At 72.3% G+C, this 23,872-nt stretch carries 22 protein-coding genes and 1 tRNA gene; 10 read left to right on the forward strand and 13 right to left on the reverse strand.

Annotation, left to right across the window (positions count from 1 at the left end; genetic code table 11):
- Positions 1 to 354: 354 nt before the first annotated feature.
- Positions 355 to 897, reverse strand: a complete 543-nt coding sequence (locus ABZ924_RS04725) for a TetR family transcriptional regulator (protein WP_361904082.1) — start codon at positions 895 to 897, stop codon at positions 355 to 357.
- A gap of 114 nt (positions 898 to 1,011) precedes the next feature.
- On the opposite strand from ABZ924_RS04725, the gene ABZ924_RS04730 reads away from it, so the two are divergent.
- Entirely contained in the window at positions 1,012 to 2,163 is a 1,152-nt protein-coding gene (locus tag ABZ924_RS04730) for an FAD-dependent oxidoreductase (RefSeq protein WP_361904085.1), read from the forward strand.
- A 15-nt stretch (positions 2,164 to 2,178) separates the two neighbouring features.
- Here the strand turns inward: ABZ924_RS04730 and ABZ924_RS04735 are convergent, their stop codons facing one another.
- Positions 2,179 to 3,024, reverse strand: a complete 846-nt coding sequence (locus ABZ924_RS04735) for a MurR/RpiR family transcriptional regulator (protein ID WP_361904088.1) — start codon at positions 3,022 to 3,024, stop codon at positions 2,179 to 2,181.
- A 147-nt stretch (positions 3,025 to 3,171) separates the two neighbouring features.
- Between ABZ924_RS04735 and ABZ924_RS04740 the strand changes: the two genes are divergently transcribed.
- The gene (locus ABZ924_RS04740; RefSeq protein WP_361904091.1) at positions 3,172 to 3,546 is read left to right on the forward strand and encodes a hypothetical protein; all 375 of its coding nucleotides are present in this window, start codon (positions 3,172 to 3,174) and stop codon (positions 3,544 to 3,546) included.
- Positions 3,547 to 3,865: 319 nt separating this feature from the next.
- Here the strand turns inward: ABZ924_RS04740 and ABZ924_RS04745 are convergent, their stop codons facing one another.
- The gene (locus ABZ924_RS04745; RefSeq protein ID WP_361904517.1) at positions 3,866 to 5,251 is read right to left on the reverse strand and encodes a cystathionine beta-synthase; all 1,386 of its coding nucleotides are present in this window, start codon (positions 5,249 to 5,251) and stop codon (positions 3,866 to 3,868) included.
- Positions 5,252 to 5,376: 125 nt separating this feature from the next.
- Here ABZ924_RS04745 and ABZ924_RS04750 point away from each other — a divergent pair, with 125 nt between their 5' ends.
- From ABZ924_RS04750 to ABZ924_RS04760, 3 genes are all read left to right on the forward strand, one after another.
- Positions 5,377 to 6,405, forward strand: coding sequence for an SGNH/GDSL hydrolase family protein (locus ABZ924_RS04750; RefSeq protein ID WP_361904094.1), 1,029 nt, complete (start codon positions 5,377 to 5,379; stop codon positions 6,403 to 6,405).
- Between the two features lie 935 nt (positions 6,406 to 7,340).
- Positions 7,341 to 8,561, forward strand: coding sequence for an acetyl-CoA C-acetyltransferase (locus ABZ924_RS04755; RefSeq protein WP_361904097.1), 1,221 nt, complete (start codon positions 7,341 to 7,343; stop codon positions 8,559 to 8,561).
- Positions 8,562 to 8,879: 318 nt separating this feature from the next.
- Positions 8,880 to 9,719, forward strand: a complete 840-nt coding sequence (locus ABZ924_RS04760; protein WP_361904520.1) for a hypothetical protein — start codon at positions 8,880 to 8,882, stop codon at positions 9,717 to 9,719.
- Here ABZ924_RS04760 and ABZ924_RS04765 read toward each other — a convergent pair.
- Positions 9,703 to 10,080 carry a hypothetical protein gene (locus tag ABZ924_RS04765; RefSeq protein WP_361904100.1) on the reverse strand — a complete coding sequence of 126 codons (378 nt, stop codon included), beginning with the start codon at positions 10,078 to 10,080 and terminating at the stop codon, positions 9,703 to 9,705. The genes ABZ924_RS04760 and ABZ924_RS04765 overlap by 17 nt on opposite strands.
- A 101-nt stretch (positions 10,081 to 10,181) precedes the next feature.
- On the opposite strand from ABZ924_RS04765, the gene ABZ924_RS04770 reads away from it, so the two are divergent.
- Positions 10,182 to 10,412, forward strand: coding sequence for a DUF4287 domain-containing protein (locus ABZ924_RS04770; RefSeq protein ID WP_361904103.1), 231 nt, complete (start codon positions 10,182 to 10,184; stop codon positions 10,410 to 10,412).
- Between the two features lie 149 nt (positions 10,413 to 10,561).
- On the opposite strand, the gene ABZ924_RS04775 is transcribed toward ABZ924_RS04770, so the two are convergent.
- From ABZ924_RS04775 to ABZ924_RS04785, 3 genes are all read right to left on the reverse strand, one after another.
- A complete protein-coding gene (locus ABZ924_RS04775; protein WP_361904106.1) occupies positions 10,562 to 11,410 on the reverse strand; it encodes a Bax inhibitor-1/YccA family protein in 849 nt (282 codons plus the stop codon).
- A gap of 148 nt (positions 11,411 to 11,558) precedes the next feature.
- Positions 11,559 to 12,017 carry a MarR family winged helix-turn-helix transcriptional regulator gene (locus tag ABZ924_RS04780; protein WP_361904109.1) on the reverse strand — a complete coding sequence of 153 codons (459 nt, stop codon included), beginning with the start codon at positions 12,015 to 12,017 and terminating at the stop codon, positions 11,559 to 11,561.
- Between the two features lie 185 nt (positions 12,018 to 12,202).
- Positions 12,203 to 12,284, reverse strand: a tRNA-Leu gene (locus tag ABZ924_RS04785).
- 453 nt (positions 12,285 to 12,737) lie between these two features.
- On the opposite strand from ABZ924_RS04785, the gene ABZ924_RS04790 reads away from it, so the two are divergent.
- Both ABZ924_RS04790 and ABZ924_RS04795 read left to right on the forward strand, forming a co-directional pair.
- Positions 12,738 to 13,502, forward strand: a complete 765-nt coding sequence (locus ABZ924_RS04790) for an ABC transporter ATP-binding protein (protein ID WP_361904523.1) — start codon at positions 12,738 to 12,740, stop codon at positions 13,500 to 13,502.
- A gap of 86 nt (positions 13,503 to 13,588) precedes the next feature.
- Complete coding sequence (locus ABZ924_RS04795; RefSeq protein WP_361904112.1) at positions 13,589 to 16,141, forward strand: FtsX-like permease family protein; 2,553 nt, start codon at positions 13,589 to 13,591, stop codon at positions 16,139 to 16,141.
- A 92-nt stretch (positions 16,142 to 16,233) separates the two neighbouring features.
- Here the strand turns inward: ABZ924_RS04795 and ABZ924_RS04800 are convergent, their stop codons facing one another.
- Together ABZ924_RS04800 and ABZ924_RS04805 are read right to left on the reverse strand one after the other, a co-directional pair.
- The gene (locus tag ABZ924_RS04800) at positions 16,234 to 17,652 is read right to left on the reverse strand and encodes a cyclopropane-fatty-acyl-phospholipid synthase family protein (RefSeq protein WP_361904115.1); all 1,419 of its coding nucleotides are present in this window, start codon (positions 17,650 to 17,652) and stop codon (positions 16,234 to 16,236) included.
- A gap of 195 nt (positions 17,653 to 17,847) precedes the next feature.
- Positions 17,848 to 19,233 (reverse strand): NAD(P)/FAD-dependent oxidoreductase, encoded by a 1,386-nt coding sequence (locus tag ABZ924_RS04805; protein WP_361904118.1) that lies wholly within the window; start codon positions 19,231 to 19,233, stop codon positions 17,848 to 17,850.
- A gap of 451 nt (positions 19,234 to 19,684) precedes the next feature.
- On the opposite strand from ABZ924_RS04805, the gene ABZ924_RS04810 reads away from it, so the two are divergent.
- A complete protein-coding gene (locus ABZ924_RS04810) occupies positions 19,685 to 19,957 on the forward strand; it encodes a type II toxin-antitoxin system Phd/YefM family antitoxin (RefSeq protein WP_361904120.1) in 273 nt (90 codons plus the stop codon).
- Positions 19,954 to 20,223: a type II toxin-antitoxin system RelE/ParE family toxin gene (locus tag ABZ924_RS04815; RefSeq protein WP_361904124.1), complete on the forward strand. Its 270-nt coding sequence runs from the start codon at positions 19,954 to 19,956 to the stop codon at positions 20,221 to 20,223. Before ABZ924_RS04810 ends, ABZ924_RS04815 begins: the two co-directional genes overlap by 4 nt.
- 51 nt (positions 20,224 to 20,274) lie before the next feature.
- Here ABZ924_RS04815 and ABZ924_RS04820 read toward each other — a convergent pair whose 3' ends face one another.
- The 4 genes from ABZ924_RS04820 to eno form a co-directional block, all read right to left on the reverse strand.
- Positions 20,275 to 21,216: a Ppx/GppA phosphatase family protein gene (locus ABZ924_RS04820; RefSeq protein WP_361904126.1), complete on the reverse strand. Its 942-nt coding sequence runs from the start codon at positions 21,214 to 21,216 to the stop codon at positions 20,275 to 20,277.
- Positions 21,213 to 21,776, reverse strand: coding sequence for a DUF501 domain-containing protein (locus ABZ924_RS04825; RefSeq protein ID WP_361904128.1), 564 nt, complete (start codon positions 21,774 to 21,776; stop codon positions 21,213 to 21,215). Before ABZ924_RS04825 ends, ABZ924_RS04820 begins: the two co-directional genes overlap by 4 nt.
- A gap of 57 nt (positions 21,777 to 21,833) precedes the next feature.
- Positions 21,834 to 22,322 carry a septum formation initiator family protein gene (locus ABZ924_RS04830; protein WP_361904130.1) on the reverse strand — a complete coding sequence of 163 codons (489 nt, stop codon included), beginning with the start codon at positions 22,320 to 22,322 and terminating at the stop codon, positions 21,834 to 21,836.
- Between the two features lie 91 nt (positions 22,323 to 22,413).
- Entirely contained in the window at positions 22,414 to 23,700 is a 1,287-nt protein-coding gene (gene eno, locus ABZ924_RS04835) for a phosphopyruvate hydratase (RefSeq protein ID WP_361904132.1), read from the reverse strand.
- Positions 23,701 to 23,872 lie beyond the last annotated feature (172 nt).

Here is a 23,872-nt window from a genome sequence, read left to right on the forward strand (position 1 = left end):
ACCCCGGCTCCGCCGGGCACCGGGCTCCGCCCGGACCCTCCCCCGGACTCCGTCCGGGGGGACCCCCACTCAAACGCCGGCGGGGCTGAAGATGCCGGCCCCCGCCACAGGCGTCGGCGGAGCCGGCGGGGCTCATGGGGCTCCGCCCCACACCCCGCGCCTCAAACGCCGGCGAGGCTGGATTCGCCGACCCTCGGCGTCGAAGCGGGCGGGCCGGGACGCTGTGACCTTCGAAGCCGGGGCCCGGCATGTTCCAGCCTCGCCGGCGATTGAGGCGCGGGGTCTGGGGCGGCGCCCCAGGAAACCCGGCTCCGCCCGGCCCCCCAAACGCCGGCGGGGCTGGAGTGGGAACCGTTACGCGGTCAAGGTGGCCCGGAGGGGTGGGGTCAGGGCGGCGACCACCGCGTCCGGGGTCAGGGCCGCCACCGGCGGGAGGCGCAGGAGGTAGCGGGTCAGGGCCAGACCGAGCAGCTGGGCGGCGACCGGCCCGGCCGCCCGCGCGGCCCGCTCCACCCCCACCGCGGCGGCCAGCGCCGGCGCGACCTGCTCCGCGAACACGGCCCGCATCCGCTCCGCCGCCCGCTCGTTCGTCACCGCCGACCGCAGCAGCACCAGCAGCGCATCGTCCGCCGGATCGCCCTCCCACCGCTCCACGAAGTGCCGCACCAGCGCCCCCGGCAGCTCCGGCTCCGCCACGGCCGCCAGGTCCGGCAGCCGCAGGTCCACCTCGAGCGCCGCGTCGAACAACTTCTCCTTGCTGCCGAAGTACCGCATGACCATCGACGGGTCGATGCCCGCGTCGGCCGCGACGGCGCGGATCGTCGTGCGTTCGTACCCCTGCGCGGCGAAGCGCTCCCGCGCGGCCCGCAGGATCGCCGCCTTGGTCTGGCTGCTCATGCCAACAAATGTAGGCCAACAACTGTTGACACACCAGACCGCAAGCCGCCAAGCTGGTCAACAAGCGTTGGCCCACAACCGTTGGCCCAGCCGGCCGCAGACCCGGGAGGCACGATGTCCAGCCCGCTCCCCACCCGCACCGACGTGGCCGTCGTCGGCGCCGGACCCACCGGCCTCGCCCTCGCCGTCACGCTCGCCGAGGCCGGCGTCGACTTCGTCCTGCTCGACCGCCAGGCCGAGGGCGCCAACACCTCCCGCGCCGCCGTCGTCCACGCCCGCACCCTCGAGGTCCTCGACGAGCTCGACCCCACCGGCGCCCTGTCCGCGGAGCTCGTCTCGCGCGGCATCCCCGTCTCCCGGTTCCGGGTCCGCGACGGGGCCCGCCCGGTCGCCGCCTTCTCCTTCGACGGCCTGCGCAGGCGCACCGCCCACCCGTACGCGCTGATGGTCCCCCAGTACGAGACCGAGGCCGTGCTCCTGGCCCGCCTGCGGGCCCTCGGCAAGGACGTGCACCGGCCGTACGAGGTCACCGGCGTCGTCCAGGACACCGACGGGGTCACCCTCGCGACCTCCACCGGCGAGACCCTGCGCGCCACCCGCGCGGTCGGCGCCGACGGCATGCACAGCGTGGTCCGCGAGGCCGCCGGGATCCCGTTCAGCGGCGGCTCCTACGACGCCTCGTTCGTCCTCGCCGACGTGGCCATGGACTGGGCACCCGGCCGCGGCGAGGTCTCGATGTCCTTCGGCCCGGCCGGCCCCACCGTCGTGGCTCCGCTGCCCGGCGGCCGCTACCGCATCGTCTCGAGCGTCGCCGGGCCGGCCCCCGCCGAGCCGGACCTCGCCTTCGTACAGGCCCTGCTGGACCGGCTCGCCCCCGGCCAGGCCGCCGTCCGCGAGGTCGTCTGGTCGTCCCGCTTCCGCATCCACCACCGTGTGGCGGACCGCTACCGCGCGGGCCGGCTGCTGCTCGCCGGGGACGCCGCGCACGTCCACAGCCCGGCCGGCGGCCAGGGCATGAACACCGGCATCCAGGACGGGTACGCGCTGGGCCGCGCCCTCGCCGACGGCGACCCCGCCGCGTACGAGGGCGCCCGCCGGCCCGTCGCCCTGCGCGTGGTGGCCCTGACCGACCGGATGACCCGCGCCTCCACCACCCGCAACCCCGCCCTGCGCCTCGCCCGCAACACCGGGCTGCGCCTGCTCTCCCGCGTGCCCCTGCTGTGCAACCGGGTCGCGGCCGAGCTGGCCGAGCTCAACTACCGCTGAGGGGCCGGGCCGCCGTCACTCCACGAACAGCCCGCGGGCCGCGGCCCGGGCGTCGAAGGCCTCCAGGCGGGCCTGCGCGTCCGGCAGCGCATCGGCCATCGCCTCCAGCAGCACCCGCCCCAGCAGCATCGGCGCGCACGCCGTGTCGAAGGCCAGCCCGGTCCCGACCGGCGCCGGGATCAGCAGGTCCGAGTACCGCGCGACCGGCGCGAACGGCGACTCGGCGACCGTCACCACCCTCAGCCCCGCCCCCTTGGCGTGCTCCAGCGCCTCCGCCACCTCCCGCGGATGCCGCGGCAGCGCGAAGCACAGCAGCGCCGAGGCACCGGCCCCGACGGCCGCGTCGATCCGGTCGGCGAGCATCGAGCCGCCCTCGTCGAGCAGCCGTACGTCCGGATGCACCTTGGCGGCGAAGTACGCGAACCCGCGCGCCTGCGAGGACGCCGCCCGCAGACCGAGCACGGGCAGCGGGCGCGACCCGGCCAGCAGCCGGCCCGCCTCCTCCACCGGCGCGGGGTCGGCGAGCATCTCGGCCAGCTGCCGCAGGTTCTCGATCTCGCCCTGGACGGCCTGCTGGTACTCGTTGTACGCCGCGGCCTCCCGCGGGGCCTCGGCCCGCTCGGCCGGCGCCACCTCGCGCAGGTGCCGGCGCAGCGCCGGGTACCCGTCGAAGCCCAGCGCCACCGCGAACCGGGTCACCGACGGCTGGCTCACCCCCGCCAGCTCGGCGAGCTCCACGCTCGACAGGAAGGGCACCTCCGTCGCCCCCCGCACCATGCAGTGGGCGATCCGCCGCTGGGTGGGCGTCAGCCGGTGCCCCTCGAACAGCTTCTGCAGCCGCGCTGCCGGGCTGTCGCTCATCCCGACCCCTCCGTCCCCGTACGTATTCAGACACCGAGCACTCTGCATGCGGTTATGCAGGACGGCAAGCGGCGGCCCGGTCTTCGAGACGCAGACACGGGGGCTAGCCCCAGTGCCTCCCCGCCCGCCGCTTCCTACCGTGGCCGCATGGAGGCCCGTGAGCTGAAGAAGGAACTCGACGCGACCCTCGAAGCCCGGCGCGAGCTCGGGCCGGAGTACGAGGCGGCGCTCGTGGACTCGTTCGTCGACAAGGTGGACACCCAGGTCCGGCGCCGGCTGGCCGAGGAGCGGCTGGCCGCCGCCCGCGGGGGCCGGGGCGGCGCCCCGGCGTTCGAAGCGGGCTTCGGCGAGCGGTTCGGGTTCGCGGTGGTCACGCTGGTGCTCGCGATCCCGCTCTCGGCGATCGGGGCCGCGCAGGCGGGTCTGGAGGGCCTGCTGGTGGCCTGGGCGGGGATCCTCGGCGTGAACTTCGTCCAGGCGCGCAAGGGCCTGCCCTTCCGGGACCGGGACCGGAACCGATAGCGCGAAGGAGTGGGCGCGGGGACCGCCGCACCCTCGGGTGCGCGAGGGGCGGGACGACGGCGGTCCCCGCGAGGGACACGGGCCGGGTCAGGGCCGTCCGCGTCCACGGGCGTTCACGCGGTCCGGGAGCCGCTCCGGAGGTACGCCAACGCCGTTCGGTGGTGCCGGCCGGGGCCCTCGCCCCTGCCGACGACCACCACTGTTCCGCACGCGTGTTAAGCCGGTGCTGCCGCCACGTGTCGGGCCCGTACCGATTGCGCGAAGGGCCGGGAGCCGGCGCCCGTGCGCGGCTCCCGGCCCTCCCCGGCGGGCTACTCGGCTACTTGGCGTTCTTCGCGAGGAACGCCAGCAGGTCCTGACGGCTCACCACACCGGTCGGCTTGCCCTCGACCAGGACGATCGCCGCGTCGGCCTCGCCGAGCGCGGCCATCAGGTCGGAGACCGGCTCACCGGAGCCGACCTGCGGCAGCGGCGCGCTCATGTGCTTCTCCAGCGGGTCGCTCAGCGCGGCCCGCTGCGCGAACAGCGCCGCCAGCAGCTCCTTCTCCACCACGGAGCCGACGACCTCGGCAGCCATCACGTCCGGGTGGCCGGCGCCGGGCTTGACGACCGGCATCTGCGAGACGCCGTACTCGCGCAGCACCTCGATGGCCTCGCCGACGGTCTCCTCGGGGTGCATGTGCACCAGGGAGGGCATGTCGCCCTCCTTGTCGGCGAGGACGTCGCCGATGCGCGCCGAGGGGCCCGCCTCCTCCAGGAAGCCGTGGCCGGCCATCCACTCGTCGGAGAAGATCTTGCTCATGTAGCCGCGGCCGCTGTCCGGGAGGAGGACGACGACCACGTCGTCGGGACCGAGGTCCTTCGCGGCGCGCAGCGCGGCGACGACCGCCATGCCGCAGGAGCCGCCGACGAGGAGGCCCTCCTCCTTGGCCAGCCGGCGGGTCATCTGGAAGGAGTCCTTGTCGGACACCGCGATGATCTCGTCGGCGACGTTCTGGTCGTACGCGGTCGGCCAGAAGTCCTCGCCGACGCCCTCGACGAGGTACGGGCGGCCGGAGCCGCCGGAGTAGACCGAGCCCTCGGGGTCGGCGCCGATGACCTTGACCTTGCCGCCGGACACCTCCTTCAGGTAGTTGCCGGTGCCCGAAATGGTGCCGCCGGTGCCGACGCCGGCGACGAAGTGGGTGATCTTCCCCTCAGTCTGTTCCCACAGCTCGGGACCGGTCGTCTCGTAGTGCGAACGCGGGTTGTTGGGGTTGCTGTACTGGTCGGGCTTCCACGCGCCCGGCGTCTCGCGGACGAGGCGGTCGGACACGTTGTAGTACGAGTCGGGGTGCTCCGGGTCGACGGCGGTCGGGCAGACCACGACCTCGGCGCCGTAGGCACGGAGCACGTTGATCTTGTCGAGCGACACCTTGTCGGGGCACACGAAGATGCACTTGTAGCCCTTCTGCTGGGCCACGATGGCGAGTCCTACGCCCGTGTTGCCGCTGGTCGGCTCCACGATGGTGCCACCGGGCTTGAGGGCACCGCTCTGCTCGGCGGCCTCGATCATCCGGACGGCGATCCGGTCCTTCACGGAGCCGCCGGGGTTGAAGTACTCGACCTTGGCAAGGACGGTGGCCTGCAGGCCTTCGGTCACACGGTTGAGCTTCACCAGCGGGGTGTTGCCGACGAGGCTGATCATCGAGTCGTGGAATTGCACCATGTTCTCCAGGGACAGGACTCCACGGGTTCTCCGGGAGGCACCGCCAGAGTAAGCGGGAAAGGGATTGACCGACGGGCAGTACGGGGCAGGAAGGTCAACAAGACCAGGAGGTGGCTTGCACGGTGTCCAGGGCAAGGACGGCCCGCCGGATCGCGGCGGGGGCGGCGTACGGCGGAGGCGGGCTCGGACTGGTCGGGGTCGCCGCCGTCGGGCTGGTGCTGGCCGAGGTCCAGTTCGCGAAGCGGACGGTCGGCACCGGGCTGGGAGACCCGCCGCGCGCCGACGGGCTGTACGGGAGTGAGTTCGGCGGTCTGGAGCCGAATCCTGGGCCGGGGCCGCTGCGGCTCGCCATGATGGGCGACTCCACGGCCGCGGGGCTCGGCGTGCGCCGGGCGAGACAGACTCCGGCCGCGCTGCTGGCCTCCGGGCTGGCGGCGGTGGCGGAGCGGCCGGTGGAGCTGCGGAACGTGGCGCTGTCCGGGGCCATGTCGGACGACCTCGACCGGCAGACCGGGCTGCTGCTGGACGGCTCCGGGCCGCCGCCGGACGTGTGCGTGATCATGATCGGGGCGAACGACGTGACGCGGCGGATGCCGCCCACGCAGTCGGTGCGGCACCTGACCTCGGCGGTACGCAGGCTCCGGCTGGCGGGGTGCGAGGTGGTGGTCGGGACCTGCCCGGACCTGGGCACGATCGAGCCGGTGTACCAGCCGCTGCGGTGGCTGGCGCGGCGGGTGTCGCGGCAGCTGGCCGCCGCCCAGACGATAGGGGTCGTCGCCCTGGGGGCGCGGACCATCTCGATGGGCGACCTGCTGGGGCCGGAGTTCGCGGCGAACCCGCGGGAGATGTTCGGGCCGGACTCGTACCACCCCTCGGCGGAGGGGTACGCGACGGCGGCCATGGCCATCCTGCCCACGGTGTGCGCGGCCCTTGCCCTGTGGCCGGAATCGGACCGGCTGGAGGTGGCCCGGAACGAGGACGTGCTGCCGGTGGCCAAGGCCGCGTCGGCCGCCGCCGGGCAGGCGGGTACCGAGGTCTCCGCCGCCCGTGGGCCGTGGGCCCTGCTGAAGCACCGCCGCCGCCGGCGGGTCCCGACGGACCACCACCCGGCCCCCGACCCGATCGCAGAATCCCGAGTCCCGGGCCCCTGACCCCTCCCCCGAGCCGGAGGCCGGCGCCCGTCCCGCCTCCGGCTGCCCGCCCGCCACCGCCAACTGCGCCCAGCACCCCCACGCTTTCGAAGCGGAGGCCCGGCAAATCCAGCCCCGCCGACGCCTGTGGCGGGGGCCCGACAAATGCAGCCTCGCCGGCGTTTGAGGCGCGGGGTCTGGGGCGGCACCCCGGAAGCCCGACCAGCTCCGCCGACGCCTGTGGCGGGGGTCCGGCACTTCCAGCCCCGCCGGCGCTTGAGGCGCGGGTCTGGGGCGCCACCCCGGAAGCCCGACCAGCTCCGCCGACGCCTGTGGCAGGGGTCCGGCACTTCCAGCCCCGCCGGCGCTTGAGGCGCGGGTCTGGGGCGCCACCCCGGAAGCCCGACCAGCTCCGCCGACGCCTGTGGCGAGGGCCCGGCAAATGCAGCCTCGCCGGCGTTTGAGGCGCGGGGTCTGGGGCGGAGCCCCAGGGATCCGGCCGCGCCGGGCACCAGTGCCCAGCCACACCCCCCAGGGGGCCGAGGCCAGGGCCGCCCCATCCCAGCCCCGCCGGCGCTTGAGGCGCGGGGTCCGGCGGCGGCGCCCCAGGAACCCGGCTCCGCCGGGCACCGGGCTCCGCCCGGACCCTCCCCCAGACTCCGTCCGGGGGGACCCCCACTCAAACGCCGAGGGGGCTGGAAATGCCGGACCCCCGCCTCAGGCCTCGGCGGAGGCGGATGGGCAGCGCCGCCACAGGCGTCGGTGGAGCCGGTTTGGCAGGGCCCCTGCTTCAGGGGGCGGCGGGGCCGGATTGGCCAGGCGCTCGGGTCAGGCGGCGGAGGCGGTGGCAGGCTGGGGGGAGGAGCGATCGGGGTCACATTGCTCAGGCGGTGACCTCGACCGTACGGGCCGGTAACTTCGCTTGCGGTCCGTAACGCCTCATCCTTGGAGCCCCGATGCCCGAAGCCGTCATCGTTTCCGCCGCCCGGTCCCCCATCGGGCGCGCCTTCAAGGGGTCCCTCAAGGACGTCCGCCCCGACGACCTGACCGCCACGGTCATCCAGGCCGCCCTGGCGAAGGTCCCCGGGCTGGACCCCCGCGAGATCGACGACCTGATGCTCGGCTGCGGCCTGCCCGGCGGCGAGCAGGGCCACAACCTGGCCCGTATCGTCGCGGTGCAGATGGGCATGGACTACCTGCCCGGCACCACCATCACCCGCTACTGTTCCTCCTCCCTCCAGACCTCCCGCATGGCGCTGCACGCCATCAAGGCGGGCGAGGGCGACGTGTTCATCTCCGCGGGTGTCGAGACCGTCTCCCGCTCCGTCAAGGGCACCTCGGACGGCCTGCCCGAGACGCACAACCCGCTGTTCGCCGACGCCGAGGCCCGCACCGCCGAGGTGGCGCAGTCCGAGGGCTCCACCTGGCACGACCCGCGCGAGGACGGCCTGATCCCGGACGCGTACATCGCGATGGGCCAGACCGCCGAGAACCTGGCCCGCCTGAAGGGCGTGACCCGCCAGGACATGGACGAGTTCGGCGTGCGCTCCCAGAACCTGGCCGAGCAGGCCATCAAGAACGGCTTCTGGGCCCGCGAGATCACCCCGATCACCACCCCGGACGGCACGGTCGTCTCCACCGACGACGGCCCGCGCGCCGGCGTCACGCTCGAGGGCGTCTCGGGCCTCAAGCCGGTCTTCCGCCCCGACGGCCTGGTCACGGCCGGCAACTGCTGCCCGCTGAACGACGGCGCCGCCGCGCTGGTCATCATGAGCGACACCAAGGCGCGGGAGCTGGGCCTGACCCCGCTGGCCCGGATCGTCTCCACGGGCGTGACCGCCCTGTCCCCCGAGATCATGGGCCTCGGCCCGGTCGAGGCGTCCAAGCAGGCCCTGAAGCGCGCGGGCCTGACCGTCGGCGACATCGACCTGTTCGAGATCAACGAGGCCTTCGCGGCCCAGGTCATCCCGTCGTACCGGGACCTGGAGATCCCGCTGGACAAGCTGAACGTCAACGGCGGGGCCATCGCCGTCGGTCACCCGTTCGGGATGACCGGTGCCCGCATCACCGGCACCCTGATCAACAGCCTCCAGTTCCACGACAAGCAGTTCGGCCTCGAGACGATGTGCGTCGGCGGCGGCCAGGGCATGGCGATGGTCATCGAGCGCCTGAGCTGACCCGCGGCGGGTCCGCGCCGGGTCCGCCAGGGGCTCGGGAGCCGTGTGCCGCAAGGGATCCGTGGGATCCCTTGCGGCTCTGCCGGCGCCGGATCCAATCCCCTCGCGGCCGACCTGTGACCGAATCTCCCCCAGGATGTGACCTTTCTCCTGGGGGATTGTTGTTTCCCCAGGTCAGGCCCGTTCCACCGGGCCCCTGTGTGACGAAAGCCCTGTCCATTTCGTGACGTAATGCACTGCACGCCATTCCCAGGTCAGGACACTCTGATGTAGGAAGTCGGGGGATCGAGTCAAATCAGGAGTTAGTCAGTGAGCGCCATGTCTCTAGTCCTGCTGCTGACCACGGCCGTCGCCGCGGCCGTGGGCGCTGCTGCGCTGCACGCCGTCCACGGCCTCCGCAAGCAGGTCACGGCCCTGCGCGGCGAGCTGGCCGTGCCGGCCCAGTTCCGCGGTGCGAGCGTCCCGCACGCCCGCCACGCGGTCGAGTCCCCCGCCGCCGAGATACGGGCCGCCGTGGCCGAGGCCCTCGCCGAGGAGCGTGAGCGCGAGCTGGCCGAGGCGCGGGCGTTCTGGGCCGCGCAGGAGGCCCGCGACGCCGCCGACGCCCCGTCCCTGCTGGGCGGGCTGCCCGGCCTGGGCGAGGACGGCCCGGCCGTCTTCCTGCCCCGGCAGGCGGACCTGGTGGGCCTGGAGCCGGTGCTCGGTGACGACGCCGCTGGGGGCACCTCCCGGCCGGAGGCCGGGGGAGAGTACCCCGAGGACTCCCCCGAGCTGGCCGCGGCCCGCCGCCGCCACCCCTCGCACCCCGACTTCGTTCCGGCCCAGCCCGCCCCCGCCGGCGTGGACCACGAGCGCACGGTGAGCCGGCTGGAGGAGCTCGCGGAGGCCCGTACGGCCCTCGCCGACGTCCGCCCGGGCCCGCTGGGCACGCTCGACGTGTACGTCTTCACCGACGGCACCACGCTGTGCATGACCCCCGGCCACCGGGAGACCGCGGAGCGCCTCGCCGAGGCCCTGCGCTCGGGCACCGCGCCGGTCCTGCTGGGCGGCTCGGGCATCTCGGGTGCGTACGCGCTGACGTTCTCCTGCGGCGGCGACGCCCAGGACCCCGACAACAACGTCTACATCCTCGCGGACCGCGTCATCGCGTCGCTCTGACTTCCGCCTGCTCCACCAGCGCCACGGCCTCGTCCAGCATCTCGGACGGGGCCGTCGCCGTGTCCGGGGCGGCCCGGTCGGGGGCCGGGGCGTCCGCGGCGTCCGCGGCGCGCAGCGCCTCGGCGAGGTCGGCTCCGGCGACCGCGACCTGGTCCCCGACCACGAAGACCCCGGCGTCGGGCATCGTGCGCGCCGGAGCCGCCCCCGAGGGCGATTCCAGCCGCTGCGCCCGCGCCGACAGCTCCCGGGCCAGCTGGAGCGCCTCGGCGGCGGCACCCTGCTGGAGGCGGCTCTGCGGCATGGCCCGCAGCCGGTCGGCGAAACGTTCCACGACGGCGGTCAGGGGTGAGGTATCGAGCACCCGGCCGACCTTACGCGCCGCCTCGGCACCATTGCCAACGGGCGAACTCTCCGGCACGGTGACGTGAAGAGAACAGCACGGCGATACCTCCGGAGGCGCCCATGTCCGTAGAGTTCTCGGAGCAGACGCACCGCAACATGATCGACAGAATCCCCCTGACCACCGGTCGTGACCTCGCCGACTGGCTCCGCACCGTGGACGAGGGCCCCTCCCTCATCCGGTTCGAGGAGAAGGTCAGCTGGCTGCGCGGCGCGCACGAGCTGTCGTACGGCCAGGCCAAGGCGATCATCCACGAGTACGACCTGCGCAGGGCCGCCCGCAAGTTCGGCTGAGCCCGCCCCCACACGCGCCCACCCTGCGCGCCCTGTTCCGACCCCGACCCCTGCTCCCGACACCTGCCCCCGATCCGTACCCGTCCACGAACGCGGGAAGGCCCCGCGAGCGGTGTGCTCGCGGGGCCTTCCCCTGATGCAGCCGGGGACTAGTCGTCGCCGGAGAGGATCTGGAACAGGCGCAGCAGCTCCAGGTAGATCCAGACCAGGGTCATCGTGAGGCCGAAGGCCGCCAGCCAGGCCTCCTCGCGCGGGGCGCCGTAGGTGACGCCGTCCTCGACCTGCTTGAAGTCCAGGGCGAGGAAGGCGGCGCCGAGGACCACGCCGATGACGCCGAACAGGATGCCGAGGCCGCCGCTGCGGAAGCCGAGGCCGTCACCGCCCGCGAAGAGCGAGAACAGCAGGTTCGCGACCATGAGCAGCATGAAGCCCATGGCGGCGGCCATCACGAAGCCGTAGAAGCGGCGCGTGACGCGGATCCAGCGCATCTTGTACGCGAAGAGCACCGCGGCGAAGACGCACATGGTGCCGAGCACGGCCTGGACGACCACGCCGGCGCCGATGTAGGTGCTGGTCGCCGAGCTGATGACGCCGAGGAAGAGGCCCTCGAAGGCCGCGTAGGCGAGGATGATCGCCGGGGAGGCCTTGCGCTTGAAGGTCTGGACGAGGCCCAGGACCATCGCGACGAGCGCGGCGGCGATCGCGATGCCGTACGACTTGTTGATGTTCGCCGGGTCGACGGGCAGGGCGATCCAGGCGAGCGTCGCGGTCAGGACGACGGTGCCGAGCGTCATGGCCGTACGGCTCACGACGTCGTCGATCGTCATCGCGCCGGCGCGCGCCGGAGCCTGCGGCATCCCGGTGTCCGGGGTGGTGGCGTAAGGATTCGTCGCGTACGGGTTGGCCCCGGCCTGCTGGTACTGCGCGTCGAAGCCCGCGTAGGCACCGTTGTCGCGGCTGAACCCCCGTCGCGAGAAGACCGGGTTACTGCTCCTCATCTCACTCCTCCATGGCCACCGGGCGCGGCCTTGCGTCAAGGGTAATGCGTTAGCAAAAAAAGCACCCTACTGCTGGAGGAGGATCTTAGGAGAACCCCGGCGGAAGCGCAGGGGGTAATCGAGGGGCGCGCCGGGGCACCGGGCGACCCTAGTGGTGCCAGGCCTGTCCGCCGGTGTTGTGGATGAAGCGCTGGAGCACTTTGAGGGTGGTCAGGTACTCCTCGTCGGAGATGCCCTCGTGCCGCTCGGTCCACAGGTCGCGCTGGAGGGCGGCGGCCTCGTCGAAGAAGGCCCGGCCCTCGGCGGTGAGGGCAAGGTTCCCGGCGGCGTCCTCGGTGATCCAGCCGCGGGAGACCGCCGTGTCGATCTCCTCCTCCATGGCCTCCGCGCCGGTGTCGAGGTAGTTGTGCAGCATCCGGGACACCTCGGCGCGCGGGCGGACGGCGCCGGCGCCGGCGAGCTGGGCGAGGACCCACCACTGCGGCTGGGTGGTGCCGATCCCGGCGAGGGCGGTGCGCGTGCGGCCGACGACGGCCTTGTAGGCGGCCCAGCTCCAGTAGCCGATGGGCTGCCGGAGCAGTCCGGCGTCGTCGTGCGTGTACTCCATGACCGGTGCCTTTCGTCCGTTCCGGTGCGCCCGCTGCCGTTCGGGGCGACAGGAGCGACGTTAGGAACTCAACCGCGCTCGAGGTCAAGGCCGTTCGGGGGGCAGACATCGGGCAGACAACGTCCACCAGACATGGAGAAGGCCGAACTCCCTGGGTCCCCAGGCAGATCGGCCGTGGTGAAGAGTGCCCGGAGCCGGACTTGAACCGGCACGACCTGAAGGCCAGCGAGGTTTAAGCTCGCCGTGTCTGCATTCCACCATCCGGGCAGGGCGTAGCGGCTCCCGTGGAAAAGCACTGGACGCTATGTCGAGCCTATCGGGAATGCCCAGGTCGGGGGCGGGTCCTGGATCCGATGTTGTCTGATTTTATTGGCGATTGAGGGACCGTCAGGGACGAGAAGGCACGGTCGGCACCATGACGGCGGCGATCACCCCCGAAACGGGAATGACGGGATTTCGATGGCCCGCGCCACCCCGACCGCCACCCTGTCCGCCACCCCGGGCCACCCCGGCTCCGCACCGCCCGGCCCGACCCCGTCTCCGGGGCGGTGTCATACCAGAGGCGTATGCGCGCCGCCCCGCGGTCAGACTCCAGTGGGCCGACGAACGGGCACCTCGGCTGATCCCCCGCCCCGGTGGGCGCGGTGACGATGGAAGGGTCCCGCCGATCCGCAGACCGCAGTGGCCGTCCGCAGCCCGAGGAGTCCCCCCGTGACCACCATGAACTACGCCCCGCACACCACCCAGGCCGTGGCCGCCCGGGCCACCGGCCTCTCCAAGGTGTACGGCCAGGGCGAGACCCAGGTGGTCGCGCTCGACAACGTGTCCGTGGACTTCGGCCAGGGCCAGTTCACCGCGATCATGGGCCCCTCCGGTTCCGGCAAGTCCACGCTCATGCACTGCGTCGCCGGCCTGGACACCTTCTCCTCCGGCTCGGTCCGCATCGGCGACACCGAGCTCGGCAGCCTGAAGGACAAGCAGCTGACCCAGCTGCGCCGCGACAAGATCGGCTTCATCTTCCAGGCGTTCAACCTGCTGCCGACCCTCACGGCACTGGAGAACATCACCCTCCCGATGGACATCGCCGGCCGCAAGCCCGACCGGCAGTGGCTCGACACCGTCATCGAGATGGTCGGCCTCTCCGGCCGCCTCGGCCACCGCCCCACCCAGCTCTCCGGCGGCCAGCAGCAGCGCGTGGCCGTTGCCCGCGCCCTGGCCTCCCGCCCCGAGATCATCTTCGGTGACGAGCCCACCGGAAACCTCGACTCCCGCTCGGGCGCGGAGGTCCTCGGCTTCCTGCGCAACTCCGTGCGCGAGCTCGGCCAGACCGTCGTCATGGTCACCCACGACCCCGTGGCCGCCTCCTACGCCGACCGCGTCATCTTCCTCGCCGACGGCCGCATCGTCGACGAGATGCTCCGCCCCAGCGCCGACGGGGTGCTCGACCGCATGAAGGCCTTCGACGCCAAGGGCCGCACCAGCTGAGGCCCTGACCTCGGCCGCGCCGTACGACCGCCCCCGCGCCCCGCCGCACCGCCGCACCGGCGGACCACCACGACTTCTGGATTCCCATGTTCCGTACCGCCCTGCGCAACGTGCTCGCGCACAAGGCCAGGCTGCTGATGACGGTCCTCGCCGTCATGCTCGGCGTCGCCTTCGTCTCCGGCACGTTCGTCTTCACCGACACCGTCAGCAAGGCGCTGTCCGACCAGTCCCGCAAGAGCTACGACGGGGTCGCCGTCTCCGTCACCCAGTTCGGCCCCGGCCGCACCGAGGACGGGACGAAGGAGGAGGGCGAGCCCGGCATCAGCCAGCAGACCCTCGACAAGGTCGCCCGGCTGAACGGGGTCGAGTCCGTCGCCGGCCGGGTCTCCGGCTTCGCCGGCGTCCCCGACCGGCGCGGCAAGCTGATCGGCACCGGCTGGGCCAACCAGGGCGCCAACTTCGCCCCCCTCAAGGACGGCAAGGACCCCCGCTACGCCTTCACCGCGGGCCAGGGCCCGGCCAAGGCCGACGAGATCGCCCTGGACAAGGCCTCCGCCAAGACCGGCGGCTACTCCGTCGGCGACAAGGTCCGCGTGGCCACCAACGGCCCGGTCAAGGAGTACACCCTCACCGGTGTCTTCACCACCGAGGACGGCGCGGTCAACGCCGGCGGCTCCCTCGTGCTCTTCGAGGCCAAGGTCGCCCAGGAGCTCTACCTCGCCCCCGGCTACTACTCCGAGCTCGCCGTCGCCGCCAAGCCCGGCGCCGACGCCGCGAAGCTGCTCGCCGAGGTCACCCCGGTCGTCGGCAAGCACGCCAAGGCCGAGACCGGCGCCGCCCTGGCCGAGCGCAACGCCAAGGACATCGAGAAGGGCATGGACGGCATGAAGACCGGCCTGCTCGGCTTCGGCTTCATCGCGCTCTTCGTCAGCGTCTTCCTCATCTACAACACCTTCACCATGCTGGTCGCCCAGCGCACCAAGGAACTGGCCCTGCTGCGCGCCGTCGGCGCCACCCGCAGCCAGGTCCGCCGGTCGGTCCTGAGCGAGTCCCTGCTCGTCGGCGTCATCGCCTCCGTCCTCGGCCTCGGTCTCGGCGTGGGCCTCGCCGTCGCCCTGCGCTCCGCCATGGACGGCTTCGGCGCCAAGATCCCGGCCGGCCCGCTGGTCGTCTCCCCCGCCGCCGTGATCACCGCGCTCGTCGTGGGCCTGGTCGTCACCGTGCTCGCCGCCTGGCTGCCCGCCCGGCGCACCTCCAAGATCCCGCCGGTCGCGGCCATGGGCAGCGCGCACCTTCCGCAGAGCGCCAAGTCCCTGGTGGTGCTGAACAGCTTCGGCGGCGTCCTGACCGCGATCGGCTTCGGCCTGATCCTGACGGGCTCCTCGAAGGGCGGCGAGACCGGCCGCTGGATCATCGGCGGCGGCGCGTTCTTCACCCTGATCGGCGTGGCCGTGCTGATTCCGATGCTGTCGCGCCCGCTGATCGCCGTCGTACGGCCGCTGCTGACCCGCGTCTTCGGCGTCGCCGGCAACCTGGCCGCCCGCAACGCGGTCCGCAACCCGCGCCGCACCGGTGTCACCGCCGGCATGCTGACCATCGGACTCACCCTGGTCACCGGCCTGACGGTGCTCGGCGTGACCGTCGGCAAGGCCGTCGACCGCTCCACCACGGACCAGATCCGCGCCGACTACATGCTCTCCATGGCCGGCGGCGGCGACCTGGACCCCTCGGTCCTGACCGCGTTGGAGAAGACCCCCGGCGTCGCGGCCGTCTCCGGCCAGCAGTCGGCGTACTTCAAGGGCACCGACGGCACCTTCCACTCCGCCTCCGGCGTGAACCCGGCCGCCCTCGACAAGGTCGTCAACTTCAAGGTGGTCAGCGGCTCCGTCGCCGGCCTCGCCCAGGGCCAGGTCGCCGTCGCCGACAAGACCGCGAAGAAGGCCGGCCTGTCGGTCGGCAGCACCGTCGAGGCCGCCTTCGACGGCGGCGCCAAGAAGTCCCTGAAGGTCGCCGCGATCTTCGAGGAGAGCGAGCTGGTCTCCCCGTACGTCCTGGACGCGAAGCAGATCCCGGTCGAGACCGGTGAGAAGCCGCAGATCCGCCAGGTCTTCGTGAAGATGGCCGGCGGCGAGTCCCGGGCCAACGAGCAGAAGGTCATCGACGCCCTCGGCGACAACCCCGCCATCAAGATCGCGGACAAGCAGGACATCCGCAACGAGATGGGCGGCATCATCAACACGATGCTGAACGTGATGTACGGCCTGCTCGGCATGGCCCTGGTCATCTCGGTCCTCGGCGTCGTCAACACCCTCGCGATGTCGGTCTTCGAGCGGACCCAGGAGATCGGCATGCTCCGTGCGGTCGGCCTCGACCGGGGCCGGGTCAAGAACATGATCCGCCTGGAGGCCGTGGTCATCTCCCTCTTCGGCGCGGTGCTCGGCGTCGGCCTCGGCACCTTCCTCGCGTGGGCGCTGGGCCGCACCCTCAAGGCCTCGATCCCGAACTACGAGCTGGTGATCCCGTTCGACCGGATCGGCGTCTTCCTGCTGCTGGCCGCCGTGGTCGGCGTCCTGGCCGCCCTGTGGCCGGCGCGCAGCGCGGCGAAGCTGAACATGCTGACGGCCATCAAGACCGAGTAGGACGGCGGGACGCGAGGAAGGGCCCGGGGCAGCCGCCCCGGGCCCTTCCCGTGCGCGTACGGGCGCGCCGCTCGCGTACGGGCGTCCGCGGGCTACGCGCCCCAGGTGCGCAGCCGCAGCGGCAGGTCCGACGACCCGCCCTCACCGGGCCGGACGGCGAGGACCTGGTTGACGCCGAGGCGGCCGTGCTCGAAGCCCAGCGCCGAGGCGGCCATGTACAGCAGCCACACCCGGGCCCGCCCGGGCGAGGTCAGCCGTACGGCGTCCTGCCAGTGCTCCTCCAGCCGCGCCACCCAGGCCCGCAGGGTCAGCGCGTAGTGCTCGCGCAGCGCCTCCACGTCGCGGACCTCGAATCCGGCCCGCTCCAGCTCGCCGACCGTCGTGCCGAGCGGGGAGAGCTCGCCGTCGGGGAAGACGTAGGCGTCGATGAACTCGTCGATGCGGTAGGCCGCTTCGTCGGGCTCTGGCCGGCGGGCGATCTGGTGGTTCAGCAGGCGGCCGCCGGGCCGCAGCAGCCCGTACAGGAGGCGGGCGTACTCGCGGTAGCGGTCCGCGCCGACGTGTTCGGCCATTCCGATGGAAGAAATCGCGTCGTACGGGGCGTCCTTGACGTCCCGGTAGTCCTGGACACGGATCTCGACCCGGTCGGCCAGCCCCTCCTCCGCGGCCTGCTTGAGGGCGTACGCCGCCTGCTCGCGCGAGAGCGTGATGCCGGTGACCTTCGCCCCGTACTCCCGGGCGGCGTGCAGCGCCATGGAGCCCCAGCCGCAGCCGACGTCGAGGAGCCGGGCGCCGGGTGCGAGGCCCAGTTTGCGGCAGACCAGGTCGAGTTTGTCGCGCTGGGCCTCCTCCAGGGTGCCGCCGGGGCTCCAGTAGGCGCAGGAGTACACCATCGACGGGCCGAGGACGCGTTCGTAGAACTCGTTGCCCACGTCGTAGTGGTGGCTGATCGCGTGTTTGTCGCGGCTGCGCGTGTGCATCGGCCCGCCGTGGCGGACGGCCTCCTCGGCGGGCGGCGCGGGCGGCGGCAGCGGCCGGGCCAGCGCGACGAGCTCGCGTACGGCGGCCCGCGCGGCGGGGTCGCGCAGCAGCGCGGCGGTCCCGCCGGCGGCGCCGGGGGCGCGCGCGGGCAGGTGCGGGCGCAAGGCGGCGAGTTTGGCGAGTCCGGTGGGAGGGGTCGGTTGCCCTCCGGCGGGCCCGGCGTCGGGGCCGGGGTGGGGGGCGTGGCCGCGGCCGTCGGACCCGCGGTCCCAGAGCAGGCCGGAGACGCGGTCCAGCAGGGCGTACAGGTCTCCGTCGACGGTGAGCTCCCCCGCCACCCAGGCGCGGGCCAGGCCCAGTTCACCCGGCCGCCACAGCATCCGGCGCAGGGCGCGCCGGTGGGCCAGCACCAGCACGGGGCCGTCGGGCGGCCCGGCCTCACTGCCGTCCCAGGCCCGGATCCGGACGGGCAGCGGGGCGCCCAGCAGGGTCTCGGCCACAGCGGCCAGCCGCGGCGCGGCGTCGGTCATCTCGGCACCTCCTGAAACGATCCGGCGCAACGGACTACCCAGATCCGTCCCCGGCCAATCGGCGGGAGGAGGAGCCGCCGCCCCGGGGCGGGGCAACCGTCGCCCTCCGCCCGGGAACGCCGAAGGGGCCGCCCGCACCACGGATGGCGGGCGGCCCCTTCGGGGCGTACTGCGTGCCGGTCGGTCAGGCCCGGGTCAGGAGGCCTTGGCCTTCTCGGCGGGCGCGGCCGCGGCGGCCGGAGCCGGGGCCGGCTTGGCGGCCTCGTAGAACTCCTCGCGCGGGGTCTCCAGAGCACCGAGGGAGACGACCTCACGCTTGAGGAACATGCCGAGGGTCCAGTCCGCGAAGACGCGGATCTTGCGGTTCCAGGTCGGCATGGCCATGCCGTGGTAGCCACGGTGCATGTACCAGGCGAGGCGGCCCTTGAGCTTGATCTTCATCTTGCCCATGACGATCATCGCCACGCCCTTGTGGAGGCCGAGGCCCGCCACCGCACCCTTGTTGGCGTGCGAGTACTCCTTCTGCGGGAAGCCCCGCATGCCGGAGACCACGTTGTCGCCGAGGACCTTGGCCTGGCGCAGCGCGTGCTGGGCGTTCGGCGGGCACCAGGCGTTCTCGACGCCGGCCTTGCGGGCGGCGACGTCCGGGACCTGGGCGTTGTCGCCGGCGGCCCAGATGTAGTCGGTGCCCTGGACCTGGAGGGTCGGGGCGGTGTCGACGTGGCCGCGCGGGCCGAGCGGCAGGCCGTAGCGGGCCAGCGCCGGGTTGGGCTTGACGCCCGCGGTCCACACGATCGTGTTGGAGTCGACCTCGAGGCCGTTCTTCAGCACGACGTGGCCGTCGACGCAGGAGTCCATCGAGGTGCCGAGGTAGATCTCGATACCGCGGGACTCGAGGTGCTCCTTGCCCCAGGTGCCGAGCTTGGGCCCGACCTCGGGGAGGATCTTGTCGGCCGCGTCGACCAGGATGAAGCGCATGTCCTCGCGCTTGATCGTGGAGTAGTACTTCGCGGCGTCGCGGGCCATGTCCTCGACCTCGCCGATCGTCTCGGCGCCGGCGAAACCGCCGCCGATGAAGACGAAGGTGAGGGCCTTGCGGCGGACGTTCTCGTCCGTCGTGGACTCGGCCTTGTCGAGCTGCTCGAGGACGTGGTTGCGCAGGCCGATGCCCTCCTCGACGCCCTTCATGCCGATGCCCTGTTCGGCGAGGCCGGGGATCGGGAAGGTGCGGGAGATGGCGCCGAGCGCGATCACCAGGTAGTCGAAGGGCAGCTCGTACGCCTCGCCGACGAGCGGCGTGACGACGGCGACCTTACGGTCCTGGTCGATGGTGGTGACCCGGCCGGTGAGAACCTCAGCCTTGGGCAGCACGCGTCGCAGCGGGACGACGACGTGCCGCGGCGAGATGCTGCCTGCGGCCACTTCGGGGAGGAAGGGCTGGTAGGTCATGTACGAGCGCGGGTCGACGACCGTGACGGTCGCCTCGCCGTAGCGCATCTTCTTCATGATGCGCTTGGCTGCGTACAGGCCTACGTACCCACCTCCTACAACGAGGATCCTGGGACGCTCCGTGGTGCTCATGGAACGAGTATCCAGCACCCTCAGGGGTGATGCTCGTGAGCCCCTTCACAAGAACCTTGAAGGCCTCTGCTACACTGCGCGGCCCACGTGACGGAGGTCATGGCACCGAACGGGAACCACGGTGTAACGGGACTCGTTGTTCACCCGCTCTGAACTGGCCTCCAGGCCTGAAACCGGAGTAGACCACCGGGTTCGTCGATACCTACCGACCCGGCCCCGACCCGTCCGCGATTCACACGAACGCACGCACAAAACGGGCCTGCGGACCTCCGAAAGACCCCGAAGGGCCTTCGACTTGACCCCGCAGGCCTCTTTTCCTTGTGAAGAACTTCACGAACTTTCTTCGGGGAGAGGGCCGAAAGACCCCCAGAAAGGTTCCTCCAGCCCCTCCCCGACCCCCACAACCCTCCGGTGACGGGTGCGTGTACACGGCCTTGCGTACACTTCAGGCATGGACCAGAGCGCCGTGACCGTCCGCGAAGCCCGCGCCCACCTCGCGGATCACATCAACCGCGCAGAACAGGGCACAGCAACCATAATCACGCGCAATGGCGCTCCGGTGGCCGCGCTGGTGCCCATCGCCGACTTCAACGCCCTCGAAGAAGCCGCCGACGAACTGCTCGCACGCGAGGCGGAAGCGGTCCTCGCAGAGGGCGGCCCCACCGTGACCATGGCCGAGCTGCTCGCCGACCTGTTCAGCGAACGAGGTGACGGCGCCGCGTGAAGTACGCGTTCCGGTTCACCTCTGCTGCACAGCGCCAGCTCCGGGCGATCGACCGGGCTGCGGCCATGCGCATCCTTGCGGCCCTGACCGCGCTCGGCGACGACCCGTTCCGCGAGGACGCGGACATCAAGAAGCTCACCGGCCCCTCCGGCCTCTACCGGCTGCGGGTCGGCAGCTACCGGGTGGCCTACCAGGTCCTGGACGGCGAGCTCGTCATCCCCGTCGTGAAGGTCGGCGACAGGCGGGACGTCCACCGCAGCCGCTGAGGGCGGACCTGCCCGGGAAGCCCCGCGGCCCCCGGGCAGGTCACCCGCCGGTCAGGCGATGGACCAGGCGATGCCGTCCAGGATGTCGTGCTCCGAGACCACGACCTCCTCGGCGCCGATGCGGTCCATGATCGCGAGGAGGACCAGGGCGCCGGCGCCGATCACGTCGACACGGCCCGGGTGCAGGACCGGGATCGCGGCGCGCTCGGCGTGGGTCGTGGTCAACATCCGCTCGGTGATCTCGCGGACCTGCGCGTACGGGATCCGGGAGTGGTGGATCTCCGAGGACAGGTACTCCGGCAGGTCGAGCGCGATCCCGGCGACGGTGGTCACCGAGCCGGCCAGGCCGACCAGGGTGCGGGCCTCGCGCAGCGGCACCGTCTGCTCGGCCAGGTCCAGGGCCGCCTCGATGTCGGCCCTTATGGCGGCGATCTGCGCCTCGGTCGGCGGGTCGGTGACCACGCCGTCGACGACCAGGTGGCGCTCGGTCATCCGGACGCAGCCCACGTCGACCGAGCGGGCGGCGCGCACGTGCTCCTCGCCGACGACGAACTCGGTGGAGCCGCCGCCGATGTCCACCACCAGGAACGGCTTGTCCATGTGGTCCGTGCCCGCCAGCTCCTTGGTGGCGCCGGTGAAGGAGAACTCGGCCTCCTGGTCGCCGGAGATCACCTCGGGCTCGACGCCCAGGATGTCGACGACACCGCGGACGAACTCGTCGCGGTTCTCGGCGTCGCGGGAGGCCGAGGTGGCCACGAAGCGCAGCCGCTCGGCGCCGAGCTCCTTGATGACCTCCGCGTACTCGCGGCAGGCCGCGAAGGTGCGCTCCAGCGCCTCCGGGGCCAGCCGGCCGGTCTTGTCCACGCCCTGGCCGAGGCGGACGATCGTCATCCGCCGGTCCAGCTCGACCAGCTCGCCGGTGGCGGGGTCGCAGTCCGCGACGAGGAGGCGGATGGAGTTCGTACCGCAGTCGATGCCGGCGACCCGGGTCATGCGTCGCCCTCCGCTTCCTTCTCCGGTTCCGCGTCCTTCTTCTCCCCGCACGGGGTGACGCACGGGCCCTTGGCCCACCACTCGGGCAGCATGGCCAGGGCCTCGTCGCCGAACGGGTTCACGCCCGGGCCGGCGGCCAGCGAGTGGCCGACCAGCACGTGCAGGCACTTGACCCGGTCCGGCATGCCGCCGGCGCTCGGGAAGCCCTGGAGCACCTCGATGGCATCGCGGCGCCGGATGTAGTCCTCGTGCGCGGCCCGGTAGGCGGCGGCGAGCTCGGGGTCCTCGGCGAGCCGGGCCTGCATCTCCTTCATCACGCCGTTGGCCTCGAGCGTGCCGATCGCGGAGGCCGCGCGCGGGCAGGTCAGGTAGTAGAGGGTGGGGAACGGCGTGCCGTCGGGGAGGCGGGGGGCGGTCTCCACCACGTCCGGCTGACCGCACGGGCAGCGGTGGGCGATGGCGCGCAGCCCGCGCGGCGGGCGTCCGAGCTGCTGCTCGAACGCCTCGATGTCCGCGTCGGTCGGCTCGGTCCGTTCGGTCTGGGGCGGGGGCGTCTGCATGCCTGGAAGGAGTCTCTTCGTTCTCGTGGATGGGTGCTGCTGCTGGTCGGTCGCGGCTCAGTCGCCGGGGCGGTCGGCCTTGTCCACGCCGTCCCAGACGTTGGAGTACCAGGGCCGGTCGGACCCGGCCCGGCCGGTGCGGCGGTGCTCCGCCGCCTCGGCGCCGGGGTCGTTCATGATGTAGCCGATCTCGCCCGGCCGCACGAAGTGCAGGTGTTTGCGCGCCTGCTGCTCCGCGTAGGCGTTGTCCTGCCAGCGGGCCTTCTCGTCGCGCAGGCGTTCGAGGCGCTTGCTCGCCGCCGCGGCGGCCCGCTGCTGCTCCGCGATCTCCGAGCGCTGGGAGACGTATTGGCGCATCGGGTACGCCAGGGCGACGACCAGCGTACAGAGGACGAGCACGAGCAGGGCGGCCCGGCCGGTGAGCCGGCTGCGGCGGACCTGACGGCGGCTCTGCGAGCGGTAGACGTGGGCGGCGGTCCGCTCGCCGAGCTGCTTGAGCCTGGTCGCGGTGGAGAAGGTGGAGAACCGATCCCGGTTCCCGGCCATTGCTCCCGCCTCCCCTCTGTCCGTACTACGCAATACGTCCCCGCACACGGTACGGGACCGAGTGCGGGGACGTACGGAGGCTCAGGGACCGTCAGCCCTTGAAGCGCGGGAACGCGCTGCGGCCCGCGTACACCGCGGCGTCGTCGAGGATCTCCTCGATGCGCAGCAGCTGGTTGTACTTGGCGACGCGCTCGGAGCGGGCCGGGGCGCCGGTCTTGATCTGGCCGCAGTTGGTGGCGACGGCAAGGTCGGCGATGGTGACGTCCTCGGTCTCGCCGGAGCGGTGCGACATCATGCACTTGAAGCCGTTGCGCTGGGCGAGCTCGACGGCGTCCAGGGTCTCGGTCAGCGAGCCGATCTGGTTGACCTTGACGAGCAGGGCGTTGGCGGTGCCCTCCTCGATGCCGCGGGCCAGGCGCTCGGGGTTGGTGACGAACAGGTCGTCACCGACGAGCTGGACCTTGGCGCCGAGCTTCTCGGTGATGACCTTCCAGCCGGCCCAGTCGTCCTCGAACAGCGGGTCCTCGATGGAGACCAGCGGGTACGCGGAGACGAGCTCCTCGTAGTACTCGGTCATCTCGGCGGCGGAGCGGGCCTGGCCCTCGAAGTTGTACTTGCCGTCCTTGTAGAACTCGGACGCGGCGACGTCGAGCGCGAGCGCGATGTCCTTGCCCGGGGTGTAGCCGGCCTGCTTGATGGCCTCGAGGATGAGGTCCAGCGCCTCGCGGTTGGAGCCGAGGTTCGGGGCGAAGCCGCCCTCGTCGCCCAGACCGGTGGACAGGCCCTTGCCCTTCAGCACGGACTTGAGGGTGTGGTAGACCTCGGTGCCCCAGCGCAGGGCCTCGGAGAAGGACTCCGCGCCGATCGGCGCGATCATGAACTCCTGGATGTCCACGTTGGAGTCGGCGTGCGAGCCGCCGTTGAGGATGTTCATCATCGGAACGGGCAGCAGGTGCGCGTTCGGGCCGCCGAGGTAGCGGAAGAGCGGCAGGTCCGAGGCCTCGGAGGCGGCGTGCGCCACGGCCAGGGAGACGCCGAGGATGGCGTTGGCGCCGAGCGAGCCCTTGTTGTCGGTGGCGTCCAGGTCGAACATGGCCTGGTCGATCAGGCGCTGCTCGGTGGCGTCGTAGCCGACGAGCTCCGGGCCGATCTGCTCGATGACCGCGAGGACGGCCTTCTCCACGCCCTTGCCCATGTAGCGGTTGGGGTCGCCGTCGCGGAGCTCAATGGCCTCGAAGGCACCGGTGGAGGCGCCGGACGGAACGGCAGCACGGCCGGTGCTGCCGTCGTCGAGGCCCACCTCGACCTCGACCGTGGGGTTGCCTCGGGAGTCCAGGATTTCCCGGGCTACGACGACGTCGATGGACGGCACGAGCATCTCCTTCTGGGATGTGACGCTGGGTGTGCGGTGGCGGGTACGGCCGTGGGATGGCCTTGCCGCCTAGAGCCTAACCGGCTCCGGGCAGTCGGCCAGCCGACCGCCCGCGTCCTGGGACGAAAAAGGGCCCGAATACCCCGCTTCCGGGACATAGGGCCCTTGATTCCGGGAC

Source organism: Streptomyces sp. NPDC046876 (assembly GCF_040645035.1).
Taxonomy (GTDB): Bacteria; Actinomycetota; Actinomycetes; order Streptomycetales; family Streptomycetaceae; genus Streptomyces.